This window comes from Cysteiniphilum sp. (assembly GCF_057495195.1).
This window is the reverse complement of record NZ_JBXTEF010000013.1, coordinates 24692-48329: the sequence shown is the minus strand read 5'-3', so window position 1 is coordinate 48329 and position 23638 is coordinate 24692. Positions and strand designations below refer to the sequence as shown.

General features: G+C 38.7%; 24 protein-coding genes. 8 read left to right on the top strand and 16 right to left on the bottom strand.

The genetic code is table 11. From position 1 onward, the window contains the following. Positions 1–10: 10 nt before the first annotated feature. The 5 genes from ACY10D_RS01475 to ACY10D_RS01455 all read right to left on the bottom strand — a co-directional run bounded on the left by ACY10D_RS01475 (position 11) and on the right by ACY10D_RS01455 (position 4547). Positions 11–1996 carry a hypothetical protein gene (locus ACY10D_RS01475; protein WP_486999039.1) on the bottom strand — a complete coding sequence of 662 codons (1986 nt, stop codon included), beginning with the start codon at positions 1994–1996 and terminating at the stop codon, positions 11–13. Beyond that, positions 1996–2604 (bottom strand): hypothetical protein, encoded by a 609-nt coding sequence (locus ACY10D_RS01470; RefSeq protein WP_486999038.1) that lies wholly within the window; start codon positions 2602–2604, stop codon positions 1996–1998. Before ACY10D_RS01470 ends, ACY10D_RS01475 begins: the two co-directional genes overlap by 1 nt. Then, entirely contained in the window at positions 2604–3185 is a 582-nt protein-coding gene (locus ACY10D_RS01465; protein ID WP_486999037.1) for a hypothetical protein, read from the bottom strand. The genes ACY10D_RS01470 and ACY10D_RS01465 overlap by 1 nt, the downstream gene beginning before the upstream one ends. Before the next feature lie 119 nt (positions 3186–3304). Further along, a complete protein-coding gene (locus ACY10D_RS01460; protein ID WP_486999036.1) occupies positions 3305–3898 on the bottom strand; it encodes a hypothetical protein in 594 nt (197 codons plus the stop codon). 34 nt (positions 3899–3932) lie between these two features. Next, on the bottom strand, positions 3933–4547 hold the full coding sequence (locus ACY10D_RS01455) for a hypothetical protein (protein ID WP_486999035.1): 615 nt from the start codon (positions 4545–4547) through the stop codon (positions 3933–3935). A gap of 426 nt (positions 4548–4973) precedes the next feature. Here ACY10D_RS01455 and ACY10D_RS01450 point away from each other — a divergent pair, with 426 nt between their 5' ends. Further along, a complete protein-coding gene (locus ACY10D_RS01450; protein WP_486999034.1) occupies positions 4974–5615 on the top strand; it encodes a phosphatase PAP2 family protein in 642 nt (213 codons plus the stop codon). 174 nt (positions 5616–5789) lie between these two features. Here the strand turns inward: ACY10D_RS01450 and ACY10D_RS01445 are convergent, their stop codons facing one another. The 4 genes from ACY10D_RS01445 to pheS form a co-directional block, all read right to left on the bottom strand. Next, positions 5790–6098: a nucleotidyltransferase domain-containing protein gene (locus ACY10D_RS01445; protein ID WP_486999033.1), complete on the bottom strand. Its 309-nt coding sequence runs from the start codon at positions 6096–6098 to the stop codon at positions 5790–5792. Continuing rightward, a complete protein-coding gene (locus tag ACY10D_RS01440) occupies positions 6082–6507 on the bottom strand; it encodes a nucleotidyltransferase substrate binding protein (RefSeq protein ID WP_486999032.1) in 426 nt (141 codons plus the stop codon). Before ACY10D_RS01440 ends, ACY10D_RS01445 begins: the two co-directional genes overlap by 17 nt. 6 nt (positions 6508–6513) lie before the next feature. After that, the gene (gene pheT / locus ACY10D_RS01435) at positions 6514–8895 is read right to left on the bottom strand and encodes a phenylalanine--tRNA ligase subunit beta (protein ID WP_486999031.1); all 2382 of its coding nucleotides are present in this window, start codon (positions 8893–8895) and stop codon (positions 6514–6516) included. Positions 8896–8976: 81 nt separating this feature from the next. Then, positions 8977–9990, bottom strand: a complete 1014-nt coding sequence (gene pheS, locus ACY10D_RS01430; RefSeq protein ID WP_486999030.1) for a phenylalanine--tRNA ligase subunit alpha — start codon at positions 9988–9990, stop codon at positions 8977–8979. 161 nt (positions 9991–10151) lie between these two features. On the opposite strand from pheS, the gene gloA reads away from it, so the two are divergent. Continuing rightward, positions 10152–10544: a lactoylglutathione lyase gene (gene gloA, locus ACY10D_RS01425; protein WP_486999029.1), complete on the top strand. Its 393-nt coding sequence runs from the start codon at positions 10152–10154 to the stop codon at positions 10542–10544. 14 nt (positions 10545–10558) lie between these two features. Here the strand turns inward: gloA and radA are convergent, their stop codons facing one another. The 4 genes from radA to ACY10D_RS01405 all read right to left on the bottom strand — a co-directional run bounded on the left by radA (position 10559) and on the right by ACY10D_RS01405 (position 13680). Next, positions 10559–11914, bottom strand: a complete 1356-nt coding sequence (gene radA, locus ACY10D_RS01420; protein ID WP_486999028.1) for a DNA repair protein RadA — start codon at positions 11912–11914, stop codon at positions 10559–10561. A 32-nt stretch (positions 11915–11946) separates the two neighbouring features. Continuing rightward, positions 11947–12255 (bottom strand): PilZ domain-containing protein, encoded by a 309-nt coding sequence (locus tag ACY10D_RS01415; protein ID WP_486999027.1) that lies wholly within the window; start codon positions 12253–12255, stop codon positions 11947–11949. A gap of 2 nt (positions 12256–12257) precedes the next feature. After that, positions 12258–12893, bottom strand: a complete 636-nt coding sequence (locus tag ACY10D_RS01410) for a DedA family protein (RefSeq protein WP_486999026.1) — start codon at positions 12891–12893, stop codon at positions 12258–12260. A 145-nt stretch (positions 12894–13038) separates the two neighbouring features. After that, positions 13039–13680, bottom strand: coding sequence for a LysE family translocator (locus tag ACY10D_RS01405; RefSeq protein ID WP_486999025.1), 642 nt, complete (start codon positions 13678–13680; stop codon positions 13039–13041). A gap of 195 nt (positions 13681–13875) precedes the next feature. Here ACY10D_RS01405 and ACY10D_RS01400 point away from each other — a divergent pair, with 195 nt between their 5' ends. From ACY10D_RS01400 to ACY10D_RS01385, 4 genes are all read left to right on the top strand, one after another. Next, positions 13876–14928, top strand: coding sequence for a methionine ABC transporter ATP-binding protein (locus tag ACY10D_RS01400; protein WP_486999024.1), 1053 nt, complete (start codon positions 13876–13878; stop codon positions 14926–14928). Next, complete coding sequence (locus tag ACY10D_RS01395) at positions 14906–16363, top strand: MetQ/NlpA family ABC transporter substrate-binding protein (RefSeq protein WP_486999023.1); 1458 nt, start codon at positions 14906–14908, stop codon at positions 16361–16363. The genes ACY10D_RS01400 and ACY10D_RS01395 overlap by 23 nt, the downstream gene beginning before the upstream one ends. Before the next feature lie 126 nt (positions 16364–16489). Beyond that, positions 16490–16696, top strand: a complete 207-nt coding sequence (locus ACY10D_RS01390; protein ID WP_486999022.1) for a type II toxin-antitoxin system RelE/ParE family toxin — start codon at positions 16490–16492, stop codon at positions 16694–16696. Between the two features lie 76 nt (positions 16697–16772). Then, positions 16773–17084, top strand: coding sequence for a helix-turn-helix domain-containing protein (locus ACY10D_RS01385; RefSeq protein WP_486999021.1), 312 nt, complete (start codon positions 16773–16775; stop codon positions 17082–17084). On the opposite strand, the gene ACY10D_RS01380 is transcribed toward ACY10D_RS01385, so the two are convergent. Continuing rightward, a complete protein-coding gene (locus ACY10D_RS01380; protein ID WP_486999020.1) occupies positions 17081–18904 on the bottom strand; it encodes an RNB domain-containing ribonuclease in 1824 nt (607 codons plus the stop codon). The genes ACY10D_RS01385 and ACY10D_RS01380 overlap by 4 nt on opposite strands. A gap of 131 nt (positions 18905–19035) precedes the next feature. Between ACY10D_RS01380 and ACY10D_RS01375 the strand changes: the two genes are divergently transcribed. Further along, positions 19036–19827, top strand: a complete 792-nt coding sequence (locus tag ACY10D_RS01375; RefSeq protein ID WP_486999019.1) for an SDR family NAD(P)-dependent oxidoreductase — start codon at positions 19036–19038, stop codon at positions 19825–19827. A 78-nt stretch (positions 19828–19905) separates the two neighbouring features. Beyond that, entirely contained in the window at positions 19906–20790 is an 885-nt protein-coding gene (locus ACY10D_RS01370; protein WP_486999018.1) for a DMT family transporter, read from the top strand. 105 nt (positions 20791–20895) lie between these two features. On the opposite strand, the gene ACY10D_RS01365 is transcribed toward ACY10D_RS01370, so the two are convergent. Further along, positions 20896–22308, bottom strand: coding sequence for a peptide MFS transporter (locus tag ACY10D_RS01365; RefSeq protein ID WP_486999017.1), 1413 nt, complete (start codon positions 22306–22308; stop codon positions 20896–20898). A gap of 275 nt (positions 22309–22583) precedes the next feature. Beyond that, positions 22584–23633: an L-threonine 3-dehydrogenase gene (gene tdh, locus ACY10D_RS01360; protein ID WP_486999046.1), complete on the bottom strand. Its 1050-nt coding sequence runs from the start codon at positions 23631–23633 to the stop codon at positions 22584–22586. Between the last annotated feature and the right edge of the window lie 5 nt (positions 23634–23638).

The window sequence follows — 23638 nt, the reverse complement described above, 5'->3', positions numbered from 1 at the left end:
CCTCCTTTACTTAATTTATTACTGGTCTTAACTCAGTTGCTGATAAAAATTGAATTACAGTAATCGCATCATAATTGATGTTATTGGGCATATAAAATTCATCCATCGAACGGTATAAACTATAACCGTTACAACCGTAGTACAAACAGCGACCAACATATATTGCTGAAGTTATCTCAGAATTACTTATTGCAAAAAACTTAGCATTATCACTTGGTAACACACTTAATGTATCACCTAAGACTCTCTCTAGATCTGATGGTTTAAGATGTGAAAGATTTACTCCACTTTCACGAGCAAATGCAATGCCTCCATTGGCTCCTGGGCTAATCATTACCTCAGTATTACTAACACTTTCAAATACTAACTGAATATCTCTTGCCAAAACTGATAGACTATTCGTTGCCTTACCACCTGTCCATTGTTCAACGACCTTATCTTTTTTATAAAATGGTGCATTACTCGAATCAATGGCAAATACTCTGTTATTTATATAAAACATCGCAGTATTACTTTCCAAATTTGTAGCAAGTACATCATCCGTTGTATCGGTCAGAGGACTCGTTAAATTGATCGTTTGAATGATCGTATTTTCAGCCATACCACCTTTGGTCAGATATAATGTATCTCTATTACTGCGCTTTGAGATATGATAAAAGCTCTCTGCATTTCCCAAATCATACGTACTAATAACAGAGTCTGCCAAATTAACACTGTCACGCAATTGTAGCAATGTTCCATCTTTATAGACTATATGTAGATTATGGGCATTATTGAGAAATATATTTTCTCTTAATGCAAGACTACTGGAGCCATTCACACTGGTGTAAATTTTCTCAATATTGTCATGCAAAAGGTTATAACGATAAATATCACCACTCCCAGCATCAGTGACATACAAATAGCCAAAGGCATTAGTCAACATATGCCCAACTGGCACACTCAGCGGAATCTCACGAAAAAAACTAAGCGCATAGCCGTTGACTTTATACATAAATAAATGATTTGTTTGCTTATCCGGAATCGCTAATTGTCCTTCCAAATCAACTGCCATTGAAAAATTACCAATTGACGTTGGAATGGTAATTTCTTTTTGGTAAAGTCCTGTGGTGAAATAACGATAATTTGGGTGTTGCAACAAATACACAGAGCATTCTTCCCCTTGGCTTAGCGTAAATGCTTTGGTTACTGAATCAACATTGCAACTTCCTTGGTGGTTAACATCAATAGTCCATTTATCATTATATAAATTACCTATGTCAATGCTACTGGTGGCTTGCAATGCAATAAAGTCAATTTTGAGCATCCCCGTAGATAATCTCTTCACACGGCTTTGCAAACCCGAACCATGCTCAATGTCTAAGGTTTTCTTTTGGGGCAAACTATTGATGATATTTAAATCAGCATGTAAGGCTTCAGTTGTTTCACTAACCTCTATCATAACTTGACACGAATTATTAACTTCAATTGTCCCTGTACAGTTATGATCAATAATCTGCATTGCCTCGTTATCCGATAATGACACATCGGCATCAATCCATGGAAAACCACCAACAATCTCAATATTAAAGGTCACCTGATTACCACGAGCTAATAAATAATGCTCTGTGTTATTGTCATAATAGGCATTAACACTTGAAATATAGCTCATTACGGGTGCAGTTTCTAGCACAATACTCTCTTGGCTAATCTCACCTGTAAGTAAATCCGTCAAGTGATAGCTTACATTAGCAACTTGATCTGCAGCTTCAACTGCCACATCAATATGAATCATGCACTGCTTCTCTAGAAACTGACATGATGCACTATCTACAACAGTGAAATTTGGATTATCGATCGTCATCTCACTTACCTGATAGTAACTAATTGGTTTATGTTCGACACTCAATACAATTGAATGACTGCCTGCGGCTCTAAGATATTTATTATTATCAGCAGCATAGATAGTGTGAATCTGAGCAAATAGGCAGGTCATTAGAATGATAAAAAACTTCATTATATTACCTCACTAATTATAATTGTCATCTGCTTATTGTAGGAGCCAGACGCCGCAAGACTATCCGCTGAAAAATAACCTGTTACCTTACCTGGTGTTGATGATGTTATGTTGACAAGTTCTGAACCTTCATATTGCACATAACATGTTTCACCACCCTCTGCTGTGTCAAAATCAATTTGTCCGTCTGGTAATGCATAACAATTACCTTGCCGGACATCCCATGGCACTAGACCTTGCCCCGTTTGATTGACAAAACGTAAGTTATTGACAACAACCGATTCATCTTGTGTTGTTTGATGTTTTAGTGCGATACCTGTATATGCTCGATCATCGGCATTAACGGAAACTAACACCCCTGTTTGAAACTGCAGTTGATAACGTTTTTCTTCATCAATATTACTAAACGAGTAATTTGCTGGGTTTGACTGAATATTACTATTGCCTTTTTCCATGGTGACATCAACGCCACTAAAATTCATTGCCATTGGCAAGGAACGCTTTGCTATCTTATCTGCATTAATAATGGTTATTGGCAGCTGTGCTGTATAGGCATTTAGTCCTATGGTGATTAGTAAAAACCACACGCTAATACGTATAAAGCTCATTACAACACCTCGGATAATTCAAGTTCCAAAGTGGTGCTGTAAGTACCGGCTTGTGCATTTTCAGCCGACGCAAATTTCATTTTGGTAAAACCGTTTTTACTCATAAGCGGCGTTAATTGATCTCCGGCAAAGGTTAAAACGCATGGGAAAAGTGGCTGTGCTTGCCCAAAAACAATCTCATTACCATTTAACTGACAATTGACCTGCGCTTGAGTAATATTAAGCGCTGTTGTTTCATCAGCATAAAAGAATGTGAGTGACTTAATCACGGCACCCACTGTATCATCTTTTTTCAAATAGATCCCTTGTAAACCACTCTCAGGATCACTTCCCATACCACTGGAAGATTTAATCACTAATCGATATTGCAGATCGGGACTGACTTCAGTTGTTTTTAAACCCGCAACTGTTTTTTCATAATCTGCAGTACCTTTAAAGATTTCAGCAACAATCGGCTCTTCTGTTAATATAAAATTCGCATTTTTATTCTCAATCGTTGCTGTTAAGTCTAAAATAGCTTCTTCAGCTTGAAGGGTTCCCCACAACATCAGTGAGAATAAAATAAATTGTAGTTGTTTCATTTTTATCCTCCTGTGTAGGGTTTGCTCCTAATATACTTAATCATCACGACTTAAGCTTGATATACCCCATTTAAACTATTTATCACCATATTGATGCGTTTTATAGCTTAAGCAATGTATTACATACTCTGCTCCATCTTGATATTAAGTTGTGTTATATAACTGTCTTGCTTAGCATCTTTAGCAATATTGAAATTCAACACAGTACTTCCTGGTGATTTTGATTGACTCACATCAATACGTGATAAATTTTGCCCATCAATTTCAATCTCACACAAGTTGCTATCATTCTCTGTACCAAAATAAAGCGCATTGCCTTGCAAACGACAATTGTGTGTTGTTGTTTTAATATTAATCGGTTGCCCATCCGCTGATTTTAATAAAATTGACTTTAATGCAACGCTTTTCTCATTCGTATTTCGCCCGACCAAGTGCACACCTTGCAAAGTATTAATACTACCAATAGATGACCCTTCCGCTGTAATGTTGAAAGAATAGTCTTTAGCAGGATCAATATGATGGACCGATAAGCCAACATGCTCAAAGTTTGTTGTTGTCTCACCGGCTAAGGTAGTCACTGACAGAGGGATATGTGTCATATCAAACTTGACAGATCTTTCTCCCACAATCACCTCGATCTCAAAAGATTCGCTAGCGGCATAAGCCATCGAGATCATGCCGCAACTCATTAAAAACAAATTCGTTCCTTTCATAAGTAGCTCCTTTGCTTTTATCTATCAATATCAACTATGGTGTAGTAGATAAGGTAATGTTGAATGTATTGGTATAATTACCTTCTGGCGCATCAGTCGCGGCAGCAAATTCAAACTCTGTCATACCCGGTGTTGCCAAAGTCGTTAATTTATTTGCTTCTGCTTGAGTTAATGTAAATGAACACTCATTGCCTGTACCACCCACTGTTGAGAAGTTAACTTTCCCTTCAGCATCGATCACATCACAGTTACCCGCACCATTAGTTAAGGCAACTGCAGCACCTGCTGAGTCTTTGAATGTTAATGACTGAACCGCACCTTGTGGATTGTTATAATCACCATTAGCATATAAAAGAGCACCTTTGATACCTTTTGTAGCGCTAATATCTTCAACAGAACCGCCAGCTAGTTGCACTCTTACGTTATAACCATTAACAGGAGCTGTGCCGCCTGTGATTGACAAGCCAGGTGAAACAACCGTTTCAGTTTCACCTTGAAGAAGTGATGAAGACACTGGCACATCTGATATAAGTAGTTGTGCAGCCGTTGTACTTACTTCCATCGTGACATCAACACTTGATGAAGCAGCATATGCCATAGAACCTGCTAAAGCAGAAGTAGCTGAGATTGCGATCATTAATTTTTTCATAGTATTTCTCCTATTAAGTTGTTAAAAAGTTATGCTGATTTCGATAAAGATAAATAACATCAAAATCAAGCTTCAAAATAAGGATGCCTTATTTGCGATCCATATTATCGTCATCAAGTCACATTGTCATTTAATATGCAATTTAAGAAAAATATATCGTCATTAATGTTTTAAATGAATCAACGAAAACCCTTTATCTATCGGGATCAAAAACAAATAAGTAACAATGAAAAAATTATAAAAAACTCTTGATTATCATATTTTTAACTATTAAGAGCATCTTGAAATATAAGGATAAATTATAGCAAAATCACCTCAACTTATACGGCCTCTCAATAAAATGTGCAAATCGCCAAACTACACTTTGATTTATCTCATAAAAAAAGTTACGCTCTTGCTCATCTTAACAATAAACTATCTTTCACCATGACCGATAATTTTAAACGCCTTATCAAATGCACCATACTCTATGGCTTCATTACATTTATTATATGTGCTGTAAGCTACATTTATCTTGATCGCTTATTAGTTCTCTCTATTAGTGAACAGCTTCAACATAACATTCTAATTAAACTCTCATACATTTTATCTATTATTTTTGATCCTAATAATTGGTTTGTGCTTTTTGTCATTTTGGTAATTATTTGTATTTGGCAAAAGACACGCACTAAATTGAATCCTCGTTTACTGGTATGGACGATGAGTTTATTTATCTCAATTGGTGCTGCAGCGATCATTAAAGTAACACTTGCACGCTATCGCCCTGAGCTGTTCTTACAAGAAGGCTTATATGGCTTTCACTGGTTATCACATAAACGTTTGTTTAATAGCTTCCCATCAGGACACGCAACACTTGGGTTTGCAGGACTCCTCGGTTTAGCCTATTTAATACAAAATAAGAAGTTTACGGTATTATGCATTGTTATCGCGCTTATTATCACGATTAGTCGAATCTTAAGCTCACAACACTACCTAAGTGATGTTTTAGGAGGTGTTTATATTGGCGTCTTTAGTTATTTGTGGGCAAAAACCCTTGTGACACAGTATATAGAAACCAAAAACGGCTAAGATAAATATTCACCCAAAAGTGCTCACCGCACCCTGAGCATAAGTCGAAGCGATGCACTGAGCATTAGTCGAAGTGTGTAAGCGTGGAAAAATCACACTTCATAGAGGCTTCGACTTACGCTCAGCTAGCGTTTGCACAATCAAAGTGGGCTGGGATATGGTCATACAAAAGCTTTAGTTCAAAGGTTTCAAAATAGCATAGCTCTCTAGAATACTTTCATGAAAAACCTCAGGGATTCTTGCCCAATCCAATACTTGCACCAGAATAGGAATATTTGATATCTGTATTGCTTCCTTAAAAGCCTGCAGTTCAGAAGTATGTAATGGTTTCAAATCATGACTTCTAATCACGAGATCCAGATCACTTGCCTCATGCGCTGAACCATCTACACGACTACCATATGCCCATATTTCACAAGGTGTTTTGATTGTTTTGTTTGCTAACATCATGAGCAACTTATGATCTTTATCTCTTAGTAGCATTGCTTTCCTTAATCACCTGAATTAATCTCGCCACATCCATTATAAACTCTGGGATAATTGGTAAAGTTTCCTCTGCCAGATCAAAACCATAATCATGCGCAGTTAAGTTGCGATTATCACGATATAGCAACCAACGCTCGACCTCACCCAAAGTCAATAGACCATGATTTAAGGCATAACGAAAAATATCTTTAAAAGTTAACTTATCTAATGCGTTTTTAGAGGAAAAATAAGGTAATAGCACCTTTTTTAGCAACTTCCCTGACTGCTCAAGTATAACCTCAAACTCTTTGATAATTGCCGAGCGATATAAGTCATAATGAACACTGTTTACCTCAGTCTCACCAAGTAAGCGATAGGCTTCTGTTAACGTTGCATTACAACGCTCTAAAAACTGTACATCTAACATAAATAACTACTCTCGCAGATTGGCATTAGTGTTTTCTTTCAGAGACTTAAGAATTTTAGCCATTGCATCATTCATCAGCTCATCCGTCAAGGTCTGCGTGTTATCTTGAAAAGTGAGATTCAAAGCGATACTCTTTTTATTCTCTGGCAAATTTTCACCTTGATAAACATCAAATAAATCAACTTGATTTAACAAGCTCACATCTGCTTTATTGACTGCATCAATCAAGCTTTGTGCACTGATATTACAATCAACAATAACTGCAATATCGCGTGAAACCGATGGATACTTAGAAATTGCCATAAATTTAGCAATATCTTTGTTTGAGATTTTACTGATTTGCAGCTCAAATACTACCGGTGATTTGCCTTTGATTTGCAACACTTTCATTACACTTGGATGCAAGACACCAATAACACCAACCTTTTCACCATTTTGATAAATATAAGCGGATTGTCCTGGGTGCAGCCAATCGATATCTTCACAGGCTACATAATTGACTGACTTTTTATTTAATTGCAGCAGCGCCTCAACATCTGCTTTAACTGAATAAAAATCACTTGCTGTTTTTTCCTGCCAATTCAGTGGATTAATATCACCATAAACAAGACCGGCGAAATGTGAATACTCATGCGCCAATGTTTCAGCTGGCTGAAAGCAAACACCTTCTTCAAAAATACGAATACGCGATTGCTGACGATTCAAATTAGCTTTAAATGTTGATACAAGTCCAGGAATTAAGCCTTGACGCATCACAGACATATCTTGTGAGATCGGGTTTTGCAAGGCTAAACCTTTACTATCAAAAAACAATTCATCTAATTTAGGATCAATAAAGCTATAGTTAATTACTTCATGGTAGCCACGATTCATCAATGTATTTTTTAATGCACTTAAAGAAATAATATGTTCAGAAACTTGTTGCTGAGATAATGTTACCTCAGGTAAGGTCATCGGCAGATTTTGATAACCATATACACGTCCGACTTCTTCTATTAGGTCCTCTTCAATTGCCATATCAAAGCGATAACTCGGGGCAGTTGCCAACCACTTAATCTCATTACTGGCACCTTTAACTGGTGTAAGTGTGATATTAAGCGCTGTTAATACGTCTTCAACAAATGCAGCACTGAAATCCATACCAAGAATTGAGTTTAGCTTATTTAAGCGCAATGGAATTTGAGTCGTTGTTTCATTATAATGATCTGCTTTAACGATCTCGCCGACTTCACCACCAGCAATACCGACAATAAGACTTACAGCATAATCAATCGCATATTGGCATAGCTTTGGATCAACACCGCGTTCAAAGCGATGTGACGAATCTGTGTGCAATCCATATTGACGCGCCTTACCTGCAATTGACTTAGGCGCAAAATAAGCACTCTCTAGGAAGATATTCTGTGTATTATCAGTTACTGACGAATCCAATCCACCCATCACACCGGCAATCGCTAACGCTTTATGTTCATCAGCAATCACTAAAGTATTTGATTTAAGGGTGACCTCAGTTTCATCTAATAAGGTAATCTTCTCATTATCTTCTGCCATGCGTGCATAGACAGTGCTGCCGACTTTATCAGCATCAAAGGCATGCAGTGGCTGCCCCAGTTCAAGTAACACATAATTGGTAATATCAACAATTGCTGAGATTGATCTTAGTCCTGAACGACGCAAACGCTCTTTCATCCAAAGGGGCGTGTGCGCTTTTGCATCAATATTATAAATCATACGCCCAAAGTATCGTGTACACGCCTCTGGGGCCTCTGATTCAACTTGCTTTTGCGCACCTTTAGCAATATCAAGTTTAATATCATCAAGAGATTTAAGCTTAGCATCAGTTAAGGCAGCAACCTCTCTTGCCACTCCATAGACACTTAAACAATCCGCGCGATTTGGTGTCAAATCCACTTCAACAATATGATCATCCAATTGCAGATATTCACGAATATCGACACCAACAGGTGCATCCACTGGCAAATCCATCAAGCCTTCGCTTTCATCACTCAATCCGAGTTCTTTTTGCGAGCACATCATGCCATGCGATGGTTGACCGCGCAGTTTACTTTTCTTTATCTTAAAGTCACCAGGCAAGCACGCACCAATCTTAGCAACAGGCGCTTTCATTCCTGCATAGACATTTGGCGCACCACAGACAATGGTAACTAGTTCATCATCGCCAACATCGACTTCACAAATATTTAATTTATCAGCATCGGGATGCTTATCAATTTTTTTAATTTGCCCGACAACAACCTGTGTAAATGGGGATGCAACAGGCTCAATTGAGTCTACCTCCAAACCTGCAGCCGTAAGCTTCTCACTTAAGGTATTTACCTCAAGATTTTTATCTAAATAATTTTCTAACCAACGATGACTAAATTTCATTTTGTTATCCTATAATGTTTGAGGTAGCGTTAGCTCAAGAGCTAACGCTACCTCTGATATATTATGTACGATATAAACTAATTAAAACTGTTTTAAAAACCGTAAATCATTCTCAAAAAATAACCGTAAATCATTGATGCCATAACGCAACATAGTCAAGCGCTCAACACCCATACCAAAAGCAAACCCACGATACTTCTCACTATTAATGCCTCCGGCTTTTAACACATTAGGATGCACCATGCCACAACCTAACACCTCAAGCCAACCGGTTTGCTTGCACACACGACAACCTTTCCCCTCGCACATCACACATTCCATATCGGCTTCTGCTGATGGCTCGGTAAATGGAAAATATGAAGGGCGAAAACGCATCTTTAGATCTTTCTCGAAAAAGGCATTTAAAAAGGTATTTAACAAGCCTTTTAGATCAGCAAATGATGCCTTTTCATCAATCCACAAACCTTCCACCTGATGAAACATTGGCGTATGTGTCATATCAGAATCACAACGATAAACACGCCCAGGTGCGATCATGCGAATCGGTGGCTGTTGTTTTTCCATTGTTCTGATTTGCACACCGGAAGTATGTGTTCTTAATACAGCATTAGGGTTAAAGTAAAAAGTATCATGCATAGCACGTGCCGGATGATGATCAGGAATATTTAATGCTTCAAAGTTATGATAGTCATCCTCAACCTCAGGACCATATTCAATCGCAAAGCCCATCTTACTAAAAAAGTCTTCAATACGTTGCATACTGGTTGACACCGGATGCAATGTACCTTGTTCATGCCCAATACCTGAAAGGGTTACATCAATTTTTTCAGCTGCTAATTTTTGTGCCAACTCAATCGCATTTAATACATCTAAACGTGCGCTAATTGCCATTTGTAATTTATTCTTCGCTTCATTGACTGCTTGCCCAAGCTTTGGCTTTTCTTCGTTTGGCAAACTACCTAACTGCTTCATAATCTCGGTAAGCTCACCTTTTTTACCCAAATACTGAACGCGAATATGATCTAAATCTTGTTTGTTTTTTGTATTTTCGACGTCTGTTAATGCTTTCAAACAGATTTCATCTACGATTTGCATGCATGTTACCTTTACTCAAATAATGGCGAACATTATATACAGAGTGCAGGCCATTTTACAGAATTTATTGCTTTGAGCTTGGTATGATTTTCCTTGTCATGCCAGTGTTGTTTTATTAACATCCTTGACAACTTTATACAATAAGAACAAAGGATAATATTATGCGTCTAGCTCACATTATGATTCGTGTTAACAACCTTGAGGAATCAATTAATTTTTATCAAAACATTTTTGGCATGAACTTACTTAAAAAGATGGATAACGAAGCTTATCGCTATACATTAGCTTTTATGGGATATGGTAATGATATCAATGCCATCACAGCCATTGAACTGACCTATAACTGGGATACCGATAGTTATGATCATGGCAATGCTTTTGGACATTTATGCATTGAAGTAGAGGATGTTTATCAAAGCTGTGAGGAGATTAAAAAGCAAGGTGGAGTTGTCACCCGTGAAGCGGGCCCTGTCAAAGGTGGCACCAGTGTCATTGCCTTTGTCAAAGACCCTAATGGTTATCAGATTGAGTTGATTAATAAGAAAATTCGCTAAACTTTACTGCCTAATCACAAAAGCAGTGTTTTTAATTCATCAAGCTTCTTAATGGCTTGCACTTGAATTCCAATATCCTTTTTTGGCATATTGCCCTGTGGCACAATCGCTTGTTTAAAGCCATGTTTTTGTGCTTCACTTAAACGCTCTTGTCCATAGGGAATCGCGCGTATCTCACCTGAGAGCCCTACTTCGCCTAAGATAATCCAGTCTTTGGCAATCGGTCGGCTGTATAAACTTGAGAGAATGACGGCAATAATTGCCAAATCAATACTAGGCTCATTAACCTTAATGCCACCAACGATATTAATAAAGACATCATGATCACTTAATTGCACGCTTAAATGGCGCTGCATAATTGCCAATAACATCGCTAAGCGATTAGGATCAAGCCCTAATGCCAAGCGCTTGGGTTGAGCATAGCCGTTTTCACTCACCAATGCCTGAACCTCGACAAGTATCGGGCGCGTGCCCTCCCATACCGCGATAATAACACTGCCTGAGATATCATCTTCCGCACGATTAAGAAAAATTGCTGATGGGTTTTTAACCTCACGCATACCCTTATCAGTCATTGCAAAAACACCCAGTTCATTCACCGCACCAAAACGATTTTTCATCGCTCTAACCATGCGATAACGACCATCGGTTTGCCCTTCAATAAAGATCACACTATCAACAATATGCTCAAGCACACGAGGACCTGCGACCTCACCGGACTTAGTTACATGTCCAACAAGAAAAACGGCACAATTTAAGCGCTTAGCCGTTTGTGTTAATAAACTGGCTGATTCGCGCACTTGAGCGACACCTCCTGCGGCTGATTGCAAGGCTTCGATCTGCATTGTTTGAATCGAGTCAACAACAACTAATTGTGGTCGATGTGTCTCAATATACTGACAAATCGCTTCAACATTGGTTTCACTCATTAACAATAATTTATCATTAGGTAATTGCATACGTTGCGCACGCAATGCAACTTGCTCTAGTGATTCTTCACCAGTGATATAAAGTGCTGTGTGAGTTTGTGATAGCACAGTCATAATCTGCAATAAAATTGATGATTTGCCAATTCCTGGATCACCACCGATTAGCGTTACTGAGCCTGGCACAATACCGCCACCCATCACCCGATCGAACTCGGCAAATGGACTATGAATGCGTGGATAATCCGCTAAAGCAACTTCATTGAGCTTTTGTACTTTTGCCTCAGCAGCAGCATATCCTATTTTGTTTGTTGTTGATTTAGTAACGCTTATTTGAGTTTCAACTAAGGTATTCCATTCTAAGCAATCAGGGCATTGTCCTTGCCACTTTGGTGATATTGCACCACATGATTGGCAGACATAATTTGATTTTGGTTTTGCCATGCACACACCTTTATTGATTTATCTTACTCGCCTTATTCATCATGCTTTATCATGCCCACCAAATAATTTTCAAGTATTTGGTTGATTTCAAAGCCCCCATCTCCTAAGAGTTGAAAGCCATATTTCTTGTCATTTTGATAGTCATCAGAAGAAATCCAGATCACCTTTGATTGGCAATTTAGCTCCTGTTTTAGCTCAGGTAAACACACCACAAGCTCAACCTCCTGACCAAAATTGAGTGCATCACTATGATACACGGTTAGCGCACCTTGTTTAACAAAAGGCAAATAGCTTTCCAATGCTGCTTGCTTTGATGCTAGGGTAATTTCAATTACTGCCATATTTATACTTCCATATCGAGGTTTAACTGCTTACTTTGCTTTTCTTGCTTCTTGCGTGCACGTCTTTTTCTTAACCTTACCAGTAAAAAGCTCACTGTAAATATGACTAAGAATAAAATGATAATTGAAATATGCCAATACTCTTTAACTAAATGGGTCAGTGATAGTTTATGCAATATAATCTCAAGCGCATTACCAAAATAATACCCGGCTAATAAAAACACCAACACCCAGACAATCGCACCAATGGCATCAAACACCATAAACTTGATATTGCTAATCTTACTCATGCCCAAAGCAAAAGGAATAATCGTTCTTAAACCATAAGCAAAGCGAAAGCACAAAATTAGCCAAAAATTATATTTATCAATCATCAAGCTAATGCGATCCACCTTAGGTTGCCAATTGGGTTTACGCTTTAATATTTTAGGGCCAACATAACGCCCTAAATAAAACAAGAAACAATCATGAATCAAGCAACCGATAATCGATAAGAGGATAATCCAACCTAAGTTAAGCATGCCAGCAGCCGCAGCAACACCACCTAGTATTAGAAAGGTTTCACCTTCGATAATTGCCGCACCAAGCATAAGCCAATAGCCCCATTGTTGAATTAGTGCAATATGTTCTGGTGACATGCAAACCTCATTTATTATTTACTTACTGGAGTGACTTACTCAATACGCCTAAATTCTAACGTATCAACGCCATATATGGCAAAGTGAAACCGCTAAATAACCGAATTAAGCTAAATAAGCCATTACTTTGCTTATTGCATAAACACTACAGAATCACTGATTCCACAAACGAATAAATAAGCAACAAGGCAAAAATGGTTAAAATGAATGAGAAGATAATTTCAAGCTTTGCCATGTGTTTAACAAAGACATTTCTAACGCGCTGTGAACCCATAACATAAGCAACAAAACTAAACCAAATCAAGGTACTTAAAAACATCACAACCAGAATACTTAAGTGATACCAAAGCGCTGAAGATTTCAAAACAAACAGTGGCAATAAACTAACAAAGAAAATAATCACTTTAGGATTAGATAAATTGCACAACAAACCCGTAAGCCATAGATGATGCTTTGATATTTTAACCACATCACTTGCATTGGTATCTAGCGAATGCTTACCTCTGGATGCCTTGAAACAATTATAAGCGATATATAATAAATAACATCCACCAAACAAAGCAATCCAATGCACAATAATCAAAAAGTTATCACTTAGATAATCCAATAAAAGTACCACAAGGGTTGCATAAAACAGCACACCTGTAGCAATACCCAATGCGACAAGTACTGCAGAATTCCGCCCATAACGAATTGAGGATCTCAATACCATAAAAAAATCAGGGCCAGGCAGCATCAACCCTAACAATTGCAATAATAACAAACTTAACAACGCAGCAATTAACATTTAACAACAACTCATCTTGATAGAAAATAGAACAAAAATTCTATCACATAGGCTTTAAAAGCAAACTAAAGAATTGATTTTTCATACGTTTGAATTGAATCTAATGAAACTTACGCAAAGTGATTTACGAGTGGCAGAAAATATTGTTACTATATTTTTCTGATGCATTACTGCACTAAGAGTGGGAACAATAATATGATTGAGATTCAGAACCTCAAAAAAGAGTACCTATCAAAGCATGCTCGCCATATTGCGCTGAAGAACGTCAATCTTTCGATTAAAGATGGTGAGATCTTTGGCATTATCGGCAAAAGTGGTGCGGGAAAAAGTACGCTTATTCGCTGCATTAATTTCCTAGAGCAGCCAACCGAAGGGCATATTTTCATTAATGATGAGGATATTACCAAGCTTTCGCAAGACAAGCTAAGAAAGGCGCGCCAGAAAATTGGTATGATTTTCCAGCATTTCAATTTACTCTCATCGCGTACAGTGTTTGATAACATTGCTTTCCCACTGGAATTACAACATGCTAGCAAAGCTAAAATTCACACTAAAGTCAATGAGCTACTGAACCTTGTTGGATTAGAGCAAAAAGCACAAGCTTATCCTGATGAATTAAGCGGCGGGCAAAAGCAGCGTGTCGCTATCGCGCGCGCTTTGGCGTGTGATCCTGTGGCATTACTGTGTGATGAGGCAACATCTGCTCTTGACCCTGAAACCACTGATCAAATATTGCAGTTATTAAAAGAGCTTAATCACAAACTGAATCTGACGATTGTTTTGATCACCCATGAAATGGATGTAATTCGCAAGATCTGTGATCAGGTGGCGATTATCGATGATGGCTTGATCCAAGAAACTGGTACCGTCACTGAACTATTTTTAAATCCAAGAACAGCCATTGCCAAAAGCTTTACTGAAAAAAGCATGCATTTAAATCTACCAGATGAAATAAAAGATAAATTGCACAAAGATCCATATGCCGCACCACACCTGACCCCTGTCATTAAAATGACTTTTTTGGGGGACAGCATTACCACACCTGTCATTGCTGAGCTTAACAGCAAATTCAAAGTAACTTGCAATATTATCCAAGCTAACATTGAGCGCATTCAGGCACAATCCGTTGGGGTTACCATTTGTCACATGCTTGGCGAGAAAGAACACTGGGAAAAAGCATTAAGCTTCTTACATCAACAACAAATCAAAATTGAGGTGATCGGTTATGCTGCAATCGATGCTTTCTAATCTAGCGCTTGCTACATGGCAAACAATTTACATGGTATTTATCGCAACAGTGATCGCGGTCATTGGTGGTCTAATCTTAGGTGTATTACTACATCTATCGCATAACCAAAAGAATCCTGGCATAAGACTTTTTAATCAGGTTGTTGGCTTTATTGTCAATGTCACCCGATCTATTCCTTATATTATCTTGCTGATTTTGCTTTATCCGCTGACCAAGATACTTGTAGGAACAACCATTGGCACAACAGCATCGATTGTACCACTTGCCATTGCTGCTTTACCTTTTTATGCGCGTCTTGCGGAATCAGCGATTTCAGAAGTTGATAAAGGTCTAATTGAAGCAGCTAATGCCATGGGTGCCACCAAGTGGCAGGTTATATTTAAGGTATTATTACCTGAAGCCAAAACGTTATTGGTGGATGCTGCAACCTTAACTACCATCGGACTTATTGGCTATTCAGCAATGGCCGGTATCGTTGGCGGTGGCGGTCTTGGTGATCTGACTTACTTCCAAGGCTATAACAACGGCAACTACTTCCTACTTTACGGTGGCGTTGTATTGTTAATCATTTTGGTACAACTATGCCAATCATATGGTAAATATTTAAGTGGCAGCAAAAAGATCACTAGCATTTGGGCATTGGTTGTTATTTTAGTAGCAGGGTCTGCAGCTCAAGTAACGTATAATGCCTACAAAGCAAGTCAAAATACCAATATGATTACCGTGGGTTATACCCAATCGCCTGAACAGCAAAAAATCATGCAAATGGCACAGGAAGTTGCCAAAGCGGAATACGGCCTTAATGTTAAGCTTGTTTCCTTTGGTGATTATAATCTGCCAAATCGCGCATTAAACAATGGGGATATCGATGCCAATGTTTTCCAACATATTCCATTTTTAGAAAACCAAATCAAAGAATTTGGCTACAAGATTATGGAAATTGGTAAGACATTTATTTACCCGATGGGGATTTTCTCAACGAAGATTAAGTCGCTTAAAGAAACACCAGTCGGTGCTAAAGTTGCCATTCCCAATGACCCTACCAATCGTGGGCGCGCTTTGATGATTTTAGCTGACGCGGGTTTGATAAAATTAAAAGCTGGGGTCACTTGGAAAGCGACATTAAACGACATCGCTAGTAATCCACTTAAATTACAAATCATTCCACTACAAGCAGATCAGATTCCTAATAATCTGGATAGTGTCACCCTTGCGGTGATTAATAATGACTTCTTGCCTAAAGCACATCTAACCTTAAAACAAGCTTTGTTTGTTGAGCCAAAAGACTCACCGTTTGCCAATATCATCGTTGTTCGCGATAATGATAAAAATAACCCATTATTACTTAAGTTTGTCAAAGCATATCAATCACCACAAGTGGCAAAACTTGCTGAGAAACTATACCCTGATGATGCTGCTATTCCTGCTTGGTAAATAGCAAACTGAAATTACGCACTTTTCTAGTTCAACACCCCGTCTCGCAAGCTTAAGCACCTATCTTGCAAAGAGGGTGGCAGCCGTAGGCTGACGGGGTGTTTATAAAGTTATAGTTTTTCTAAAGTGCGTAACTCCAGTAAAGCACTTAGCAAAAGTGAGCTGATAAAAGCCTACAAAGTAATAGACCTGCTACGAATGTTTGGACATGAGCTAAGCTTACCTTATAAAAAAGATATTCAAGGTAATAAACATTTAAAAGAGTTGAGAACTCCAACAGGCACTAGAATCTACTATTTTTACTTCGATGGCAAAACTTGCCGTTGCATATGAGCTGGTAACAAGAAAACACAGACAAAAGATATCGAGAAGGCAAAACGCATTCTTAACGATTTAATTGGAGGCTAAAATGAGTAAATATGACTTTATTGATTCAGAAACCCTAAAAAAAGAACTCCTTTCAAAAGAAGAAATTGCAGCAATTGAAATAAATACCACTATTGAAAGTCAAGCAATTATTGCCCGTCAAGAGCTTGCTAGTGATGTTATGAAATACAAAAATTCGCAAGGTTTAACGCTTGAAGGCTTAGCAGAAAAACTAGGGACTAGTAAATCTCAAGCCAATCGAATTTTAAAGGCAGAAGCATCCTATAGCTTGGAAACTATCTATAGGATTTGTCGTATTATTGGCAAAAAGGAACTTACCTTAAAAATATTTTAAACCCGAAAATAAATATCCTGTGTTGCAAGCTTTACATCGCTTAAGGTCACAGTGATCGTTGTATCTAGTTCTGCAGACTCCGCCAGTGTTAATTTCTTGATCAATGACAATCCGGGGATAAACACCGTGACGCGATTGCCTTGTTGTTTCTCAATCACTACCGCCTCGCCTTGCCAGTTAGGATTTTGCATTAAATAAACACATTTCCAGTGATTGTTACTAAAGCTTTCTGCTTGGCGCGCGGCTTTAATGCCCGATTCACTTTCACCAATGCGCATGAGGATCTCCTCACCTGAAAATAAGGCTTCAGATTTTAAAAATCGTCTTAACTGCTGGTGTACCACCATATCCAAATAGCGCCTTAATGGACTAGTTACTTGTACATAGGCATTAAGTCCCATGCCTGCATGTCTATCGGCACTACTTTTGTATTGCCCTTTTTGTAAGCGTCTTCTAGTGGCAAACATTTCTGACATCAATTGAGGTGTTTGTTCTTCTTCGCTTAGATCATGCTCTGGCTGTGTTGAAAAATGCAATGGGATCTCATGCTGATCAGCAAAAATGGCAACTGCCACACCGGCCATTAACATCGCATCGCGTACGATATTGCGACTTTGTAATGTTGCCAAAGGAATGATATCAACTTTCTTATCACGCAATTTGAGCTTCACCTCTGAAAACTGCAGCTCAACAGCACCATGCATTCGACGATAGCTGCTAAATTCATTAGAAAAACGTACAAAATGACTAAATGGCGCCTCAGTTAATTTGTGCTCGGCTTCTTGATAACTTAAGCGTGTTACCTTGATGGTTGATAACACGATTTCAATACCTTTAACCTCACCATCGATTAGCTTAAAACCAATTGATAAAGCCGGAGATGTCGGATGAAGGCCCAGTGCCAAGTCCTCAGTGATCTGATGTGGCAACATTGGAATGACGCCTTCAGGTAAGTAAAGATTGCTCCCTCGAGCGCGAGCTTCTTTGTCAATCTCACCATCAACATCTACTAAACTTGCAGGATCAGCAACATGCACCCATAGTTTTTGCGTTGATTCATCAAAACTTAATGCATCATCCGGATCATGACTGCCCTCATCATCAATCGCATAACTGGCTAAATGCGTTAAGTCAACACGTGACTCAGATTGCATTTCAGGCAAATCAAAAACAGGCGCTTGTAAAGCCGCATCTAAACGCATGGGATAAGGGTTGATAAACTCATCCCAATAGCCGATATCAAGCAGCAATGCATGGGCATTAACTTGCGTCTCTTCTTTGTCAATTAATTTAAAAAAACGACAGCCTGTGGCTTGTCCTAAAGCATATGACTCAAGCTCTTTAACAAAAGGTTCATCCTCTTGGGCATAAGTTTTTTGCTTTAAGCGCGTGATAAAGTTTTCTAATGCTTGCGCTTTTTGTGCTTTCTCTTGTGCTTGTTTGATGATGTCATCTACCGCCTCAGGCGTATTAACACCGATCTCATCTTCAAGCGCGAAGAAATGCAGGCCTTTTTGCACAATTTGCCACGCGCTATAAACTGTTGAGCAATTATACTCACCATAAATAAGCTCACTCAACTCACCATAATTAGTTTTGGTACCTTGCAATAAGCCCCAAGCATCAATGAGCTCACCTTCACCTAAATCCGTTGTTAATACCTCAAATTTCTTAAAGCCACCATCATGTAGTAGCAATAAATTTTTCTCAGGTAATTTAACGGTTTTTTCATCTTCTAATTGAATTTCAACTTTCTTATCAACAAACCCAATGACACGTGCTGGGCGATTTTTAAAAATTACTAAACTATCAAGCTGCATTAATACGACTAAACAAAGCTAATGATTCATTCTCGCTATGGTATCAAAAAAGCTGATCAACAGGGATGATTGTTGCACTTTTTTTTCGTACACTTTATCTCTACTCACCGATAAACCAAGGTCGACACATCATGTATGACAAACCTACTAAATCACCTATTAACAACATTAAACCCGTTGTGTTTATCACAGGAGCAAGCTCAGGCTTCGGTGCTGAAATGGCACGCAAGTATAATGCCAACGGTTATCCAGTGATTTTAAGCGCTCGTCGCTTTGGGCATTTGCAAGCATTAGCTAAATCACTCAATCAAGACTACCCCATTCATATTGCCGAGCTGAATGTCACCGATAAGGATGCCATTGATCAACTCATTGGTGCACTACCTAAACAGATGGAAAATATCGGCATTTTGATTAATAATGCAGGTTTGGCATTGGGATTATCTTCTTTCCAAGACGCCGATGAGCTTGATTTTGAAACCATGATTAATACCAATATTAATGGTCTGTTATATGTTACCAAGCGCATATTGCCATTGATGCTTGATAACAATCGTGGTCATATTGTTAACATCGGCTCGATTGCTGCAAATTGGCCCTATCCTGGTGGACATGTCTATTGTGCCAGCAAAGCATTTGTTCAACAGTTTTCACGTGCGTTGCGCTCTGATCTTCAAGGCAAAAATATTCGTGTCACTGATATTGAACCTGGACTTGCGCAAACGGAATTTTCCGTAGTGCGCTTTAAGGGAGATGCTCAAAAAGCCAATCAAGTGTACGACCAAACTGAACCATTGCTTGCACATGATATTGCTGAGATTGTTTATTTCACGACATCATTGCCTCAACATATCAACATCAACACACTTGAGGTGATGCCAACCTGCCAAAGTTGGGCGCCACTAAATATCACTAGATCATAACAATCGCTAGTATTACGCTCTTTTTGAGGTTTATACTTATTTTCTATAATATTTACAACGGGCACGGGAAAAGAATTTATGTGGAGCATCTTATCATTAATCGTTGCGCAAATGGTGACAGGGATCAACATCACCGGCTCTAAATTTTTGGTGTCACACTTATCGATTATTGCCTTACTTGAAATACGCTTTGTTGTTGGCAGCCTTGTTCTTTTGGCATGTATTCCCTTTATCAAAAAAACCAATAATGCACAAAGCACCATTTCATCGCTTAACAAGAAAGATTGGCTGATTTTGATTGCACAAGCGCTGTGTGCAGGCATGTTTTTTAATCTTTTGATGCTCTCAGGGATTCAATTCACTAGTGCCAGTATGGCAGGACTTATCAGCAGCACATTGCCGGCGATGATCATTATCTTATCTTTTATTATTTTCCGCCAACGCATTACCCGCTTTAAAGCATTGTGCATCCTATTTGCTACCATTGGCTTAATTGCGATTAATGGCTCAAGTCTATCAAATCAAGACTTTTCAGCATTATCAATTATTGGAGATATGATCATCTTTTTAGCGATGATTCCTGAAGCACTTTATTATGTCATTAGCAAATTTAAAAACGCTCAATTACCCGCAGTTAAATCGGCATTTTTGATGAACCTCATTAATGCGATTGCAATGATTCCACTGTTGTTTTTCGCTAATTGGCACGAGCTCATTGGTTTGAGTTTCAATGCTTATTTTGTTTTACTCTTAGTATCCGTTGCCTCTGCTTTATTCTATCTGTTTTGGTTTATGGGATGCGATCAGGTCAGTTCAAGTACCGCAGGCCTTGTTACTGCGGCGATGCCTATCTCAACACTAGCATTTTCATTTATTTTCTTAGGCGAGCATATTACCTTAGTACAAGGTATTGGTACTGTGCTGATTTTACTATCTATCGTATTTGGTGCCAGAAAAGGTTAATGATCGCTACAAATAAATTGCACTAGCTAGCTCCCCTTGCAGGATCGCTCGTGCTGCTTAAGCTGCACGGGTGAGGGGGAAATTAAAACACAAGTTATTCTTGATTCATCGCTTAGCAATCACAAAACGTCTTAACAATAAACACAAAAAAGCGCCGACTATCGTTAAGACAATAAACAACTGCAAACCTTCAGACATTCCAGTTTTAATACTATGGATATCACCAGTCACAGGTGCCCACTGAGCAATGACACCGGCAAGTTTGCCGCCAATGCCAAGGGTTACCAACCAGATCCCCATGTATAAAGAGACATAATTAGGTGGTGCTAATTTCGTGATAAGCGACAAACCAATTGCTGATAGTGATAGCTCACTGATTGCCATAATCAAAAAGGCAATGATCATGTATACTGCGGGAACGCCTTGACCTTTAGGTGTTAACTGAATACCAACCCAAATAACTAAGAAAACAACGGCGAGTAAGATAAAGCCAATATTAAATTTATCAATATCCTGCACTGCTTTGCCTTTGCGTTCTAATGACAACCACAGTTTTCCCATAAAGAAGCCAAAGATTAAGACACCTGCTGACTCAAAGCTTAAAAACTGCGAGTCTAAAATATGCCAACCAAAAAAGTCATTACTTACTCCTTTTGAAATAAACAACAGCACTGAAATAAAGATCTGAAAAAATAGCGCCCAATACAAGATTGACAACACAAAAAAGATAAAAGCAACAATGACATTGCGCCAATATTTTTTTTGCGCTGAGACAAGCATAACGATAAAGCAGCCTAGTCCTGCAACTGTAATGGCAACATTGGCAATGATTGGATTCTTCAACACCAGAAAGACCACCACAAAATACACTGCCAAGATTAAAATGGTTTTAGCAACAATGGCTAAATTGATTCTCACTTCTTTGATATGCTTTGCCAAAATAAAAAAACCGACGATCAAATTGATCAGCACCAACACCGATACGATCAAGCTCGAATAAAAAGGTGCGGCAAAGCCATAGGTTTCACTTAAGTAAGAGGCAACAAATAATGCGGCAAAGCCCCCTAAATTGATCCCAACATAAAAGATATTAAAGCCAAAATCACGCTGCCCTTCTGTCGCATTGGTCTTATCATAAAAGCGTCCGATAAATGAGCTTATATTTGATTTAATCAATCCCGTACTAATTGAAATAAATGAAAGACCCAGAAAAAGTAAATTTTCAGAGCTTGCAATGGCTAACACTAAGCTGCCAGCAATCATAAACATCACACCAAGTGTTGCCGCACGGTAATAGCTGATGAGCTTATCGGCAATATACCCACCAACGAGTGCTGAGATATATACCATGCTAAGCACCGTACCAACAAGAGAGGCACCCTTTGCCTCAGGTAAATTAAATTTATGAATCAAAAAGAAGATTAATAATGACTGAATCACATAGTAGCTATAGCGCTCACCAAATTCAGTTAAGCTTGCGATGGTTAGGACACTACCTTGCCCTTTTAATACGTTCATATATTTCTCTAATTGTTTTCCCTAGAAAGGGTAACATTCGATACCAAAAGTAAGTAAAAGGCAAGGAATATAAGATATAAATTATTGGACTTAATGGGCTAAGACTAAATATTCGTCCACAAGTGCTCACCGTACCCTGAGCGTAAGTCGAAGCGGTGCGCTGAGCATCGGTCGAAGTGGGTAAGCTTGGCAAAATCACACTTCATAGAGGCTTCGACTTACGCTCAGCCAGCACTTACACAATCAAAGTGAGCTGGAATATGGTCATAGCCGAATTATGCCCAGTTCAAAATAACTTTACCGCACTGCCCTGACTTCATCAGCTCAAATCCTTCTAAGAAATTATCAACATGAAACTGATGTGTGATTACAGGGTTTACATTTAAGCCTGAGCCCACCATACTCGCCATCTTGTACCAAGTTTCATAGATCTCACGACCATAGATACCCTTTAAGTGCAAACCTTTAAAAACAATATCATTCCACGGCACAGTGACTTCAGCACCACCAATACCTAACAAAGCAATGTTGCCACCATTATTCATTGTCTGAATCATTGCATTAATTGCTGCTTGATGCCCCGACATCTCAAGACCAACATCAAAGCCTTCGGTCATGCCAAGCTTATTCATCGTCTCTGTTAACGCATTAGCTTGTTCAGCTGCTGTTTTATAATCTTTGACATTTAGGGCAACACTCGCGCCCATTTGCCTTGCCATCTCTAAGCGATAATCATTAATATCAGTAATCACAATATGCTTAGCACCGACGTGACGCGCAATCGCTACTGCCATAATGCCAATAGGACCCGCACCTGTAATCAGTACATCTTCACCGGTAAGATCAAAAGATAGCGCGGTATGTACGGCATTACCAAAAGGATCAAACATACTGGCAATATCATCACTCACATAATCAGGCACTTTAAAGGTATTCTCCGCAGGAATTGCTAGATATTCAGCAAATGCACCTTGACGATTAACACCAACACCGACAGTATTGCGGCATAGATGACGCTTACCGGCACGGCAATTGCGACAAAATCCACAGGTGATATGCCCTTCCCCTGAAACGCGATCACCAATTTTAAAACCCTTAACCTCACAACCTACGTCAACAATCTCACCAACAAACTCATGCCCAACTGCCATCGGTACTGGGATTGTTTTTTGCGACCATTCATCCCATAAATAAATATGCAAGTCCGTACCACAAATTGCTGTTTTTTTAACTTTGATCAATACATCATTATGCCCGACTTCAGGAATAGGTAGCTCAGTCATCCAAATACCGGGCTCAGCTTTGAGCTTAGATAATGCTTTCATTGTTT

Coding starts and splice junctions, on each gene's coding strand:
- ACY10D_RS01475 (WP_486999039.1), bottom strand. CDS start 1,996: ATGAAGTTTTTTATCATTCTAATGACCTGCCTATTTGCTCAGATTCAC.
- ACY10D_RS01470 (WP_486999038.1), bottom strand. CDS start 2,604: ATGAGCTTTATACGTATTAGCGTGTGGTTTTTACTAATCACCATAGGA.
- ACY10D_RS01465 (WP_486999037.1), bottom strand. CDS start 3,185: ATGAAACAACTACAATTTATTTTATTCTCACTGATGTTGTGGGGAACC.
- ACY10D_RS01460 (WP_486999036.1), bottom strand. CDS start 3,898: ATGAAAGGAACGAATTTGTTTTTAATGAGTTGCGGCATGATCTCGATG.
- ACY10D_RS01455 (WP_486999035.1), bottom strand. CDS start 4,547: ATGAAAAAATTAATGATCGCAATCTCAGCTACTTCTGCTTTAGCAGGT.
- ACY10D_RS01450 (WP_486999034.1), top strand. CDS start 4,974: ATGACCGATAATTTTAAACGCCTTATCAAATGCACCATACTCTATGGC.
- ACY10D_RS01445 (WP_486999033.1), bottom strand. CDS start 6,098: ATGCTACTAAGAGATAAAGATCATAAGTTGCTCATGATGTTAGCAAAC.
- ACY10D_RS01440 (WP_486999032.1), bottom strand. CDS start 6,507: ATGTTAGATGTACAGTTTTTAGAGCGTTGTAATGCAACGTTAACAGAA.
- pheT (WP_486999031.1), bottom strand. CDS start 8,895: ATGAAATTTAGTCATCGTTGGTTAGAAAATTATTTAGATAAAAATCTT.
- pheS (WP_486999030.1), bottom strand. CDS start 9,990: ATGCAAATCGTAGATGAAATCTGTTTGAAAGCATTAACAGACGTCGAA.
- gloA (WP_486999029.1), top strand. CDS start 10,152: ATGCGTCTAGCTCACATTATGATTCGTGTTAACAACCTTGAGGAATCA.
- radA (WP_486999028.1), bottom strand. CDS start 11,914: ATGGCAAAACCAAAATCAAATTATGTCTGCCAATCATGTGGTGCAATA.
- ACY10D_RS01415 (WP_486999027.1), bottom strand. CDS start 12,255: ATGGCAGTAATTGAAATTACCCTAGCATCAAAGCAAGCAGCATTGGAA.
- ACY10D_RS01410 (WP_486999026.1), bottom strand. CDS start 12,893: ATGTCACCAGAACATATTGCACTAATTCAACAATGGGGCTATTGGCTT.
- ACY10D_RS01405 (WP_486999025.1), bottom strand. CDS start 13,680: ATGTTAATTGCTGCGTTGTTAAGTTTGTTATTATTGCAATTGTTAGGG.
- ACY10D_RS01400 (WP_486999024.1), top strand. CDS start 13,876: ATGATTGAGATTCAGAACCTCAAAAAAGAGTACCTATCAAAGCATGCT.
- ACY10D_RS01395 (WP_486999023.1), top strand. CDS start 14,906: ATGCTGCAATCGATGCTTTCTAATCTAGCGCTTGCTACATGGCAAACA.
- ACY10D_RS01385 (WP_486999021.1), top strand. CDS start 16,773: ATGAGTAAATATGACTTTATTGATTCAGAAACCCTAAAAAAAGAACTC.
- ACY10D_RS01380 (WP_486999020.1), bottom strand. CDS start 18,904: ATGCAGCTTGATAGTTTAGTAATTTTTAAAAATCGCCCAGCACGTGTC.
- ACY10D_RS01375 (WP_486999019.1), top strand. CDS start 19,036: ATGTATGACAAACCTACTAAATCACCTATTAACAACATTAAACCCGTT.
- ACY10D_RS01370 (WP_486999018.1), top strand. CDS start 19,906: ATGTGGAGCATCTTATCATTAATCGTTGCGCAAATGGTGACAGGGATC.
- ACY10D_RS01365 (WP_486999017.1), bottom strand. CDS start 22,308: ATGAACGTATTAAAAGGGCAAGGTAGTGTCCTAACCATCGCAAGCTTA.
- tdh (WP_486999046.1), bottom strand. CDS start 23,633: ATGAAAGCATTATCTAAGCTCAAAGCTGAGCCCGGTATTTGGATGACT.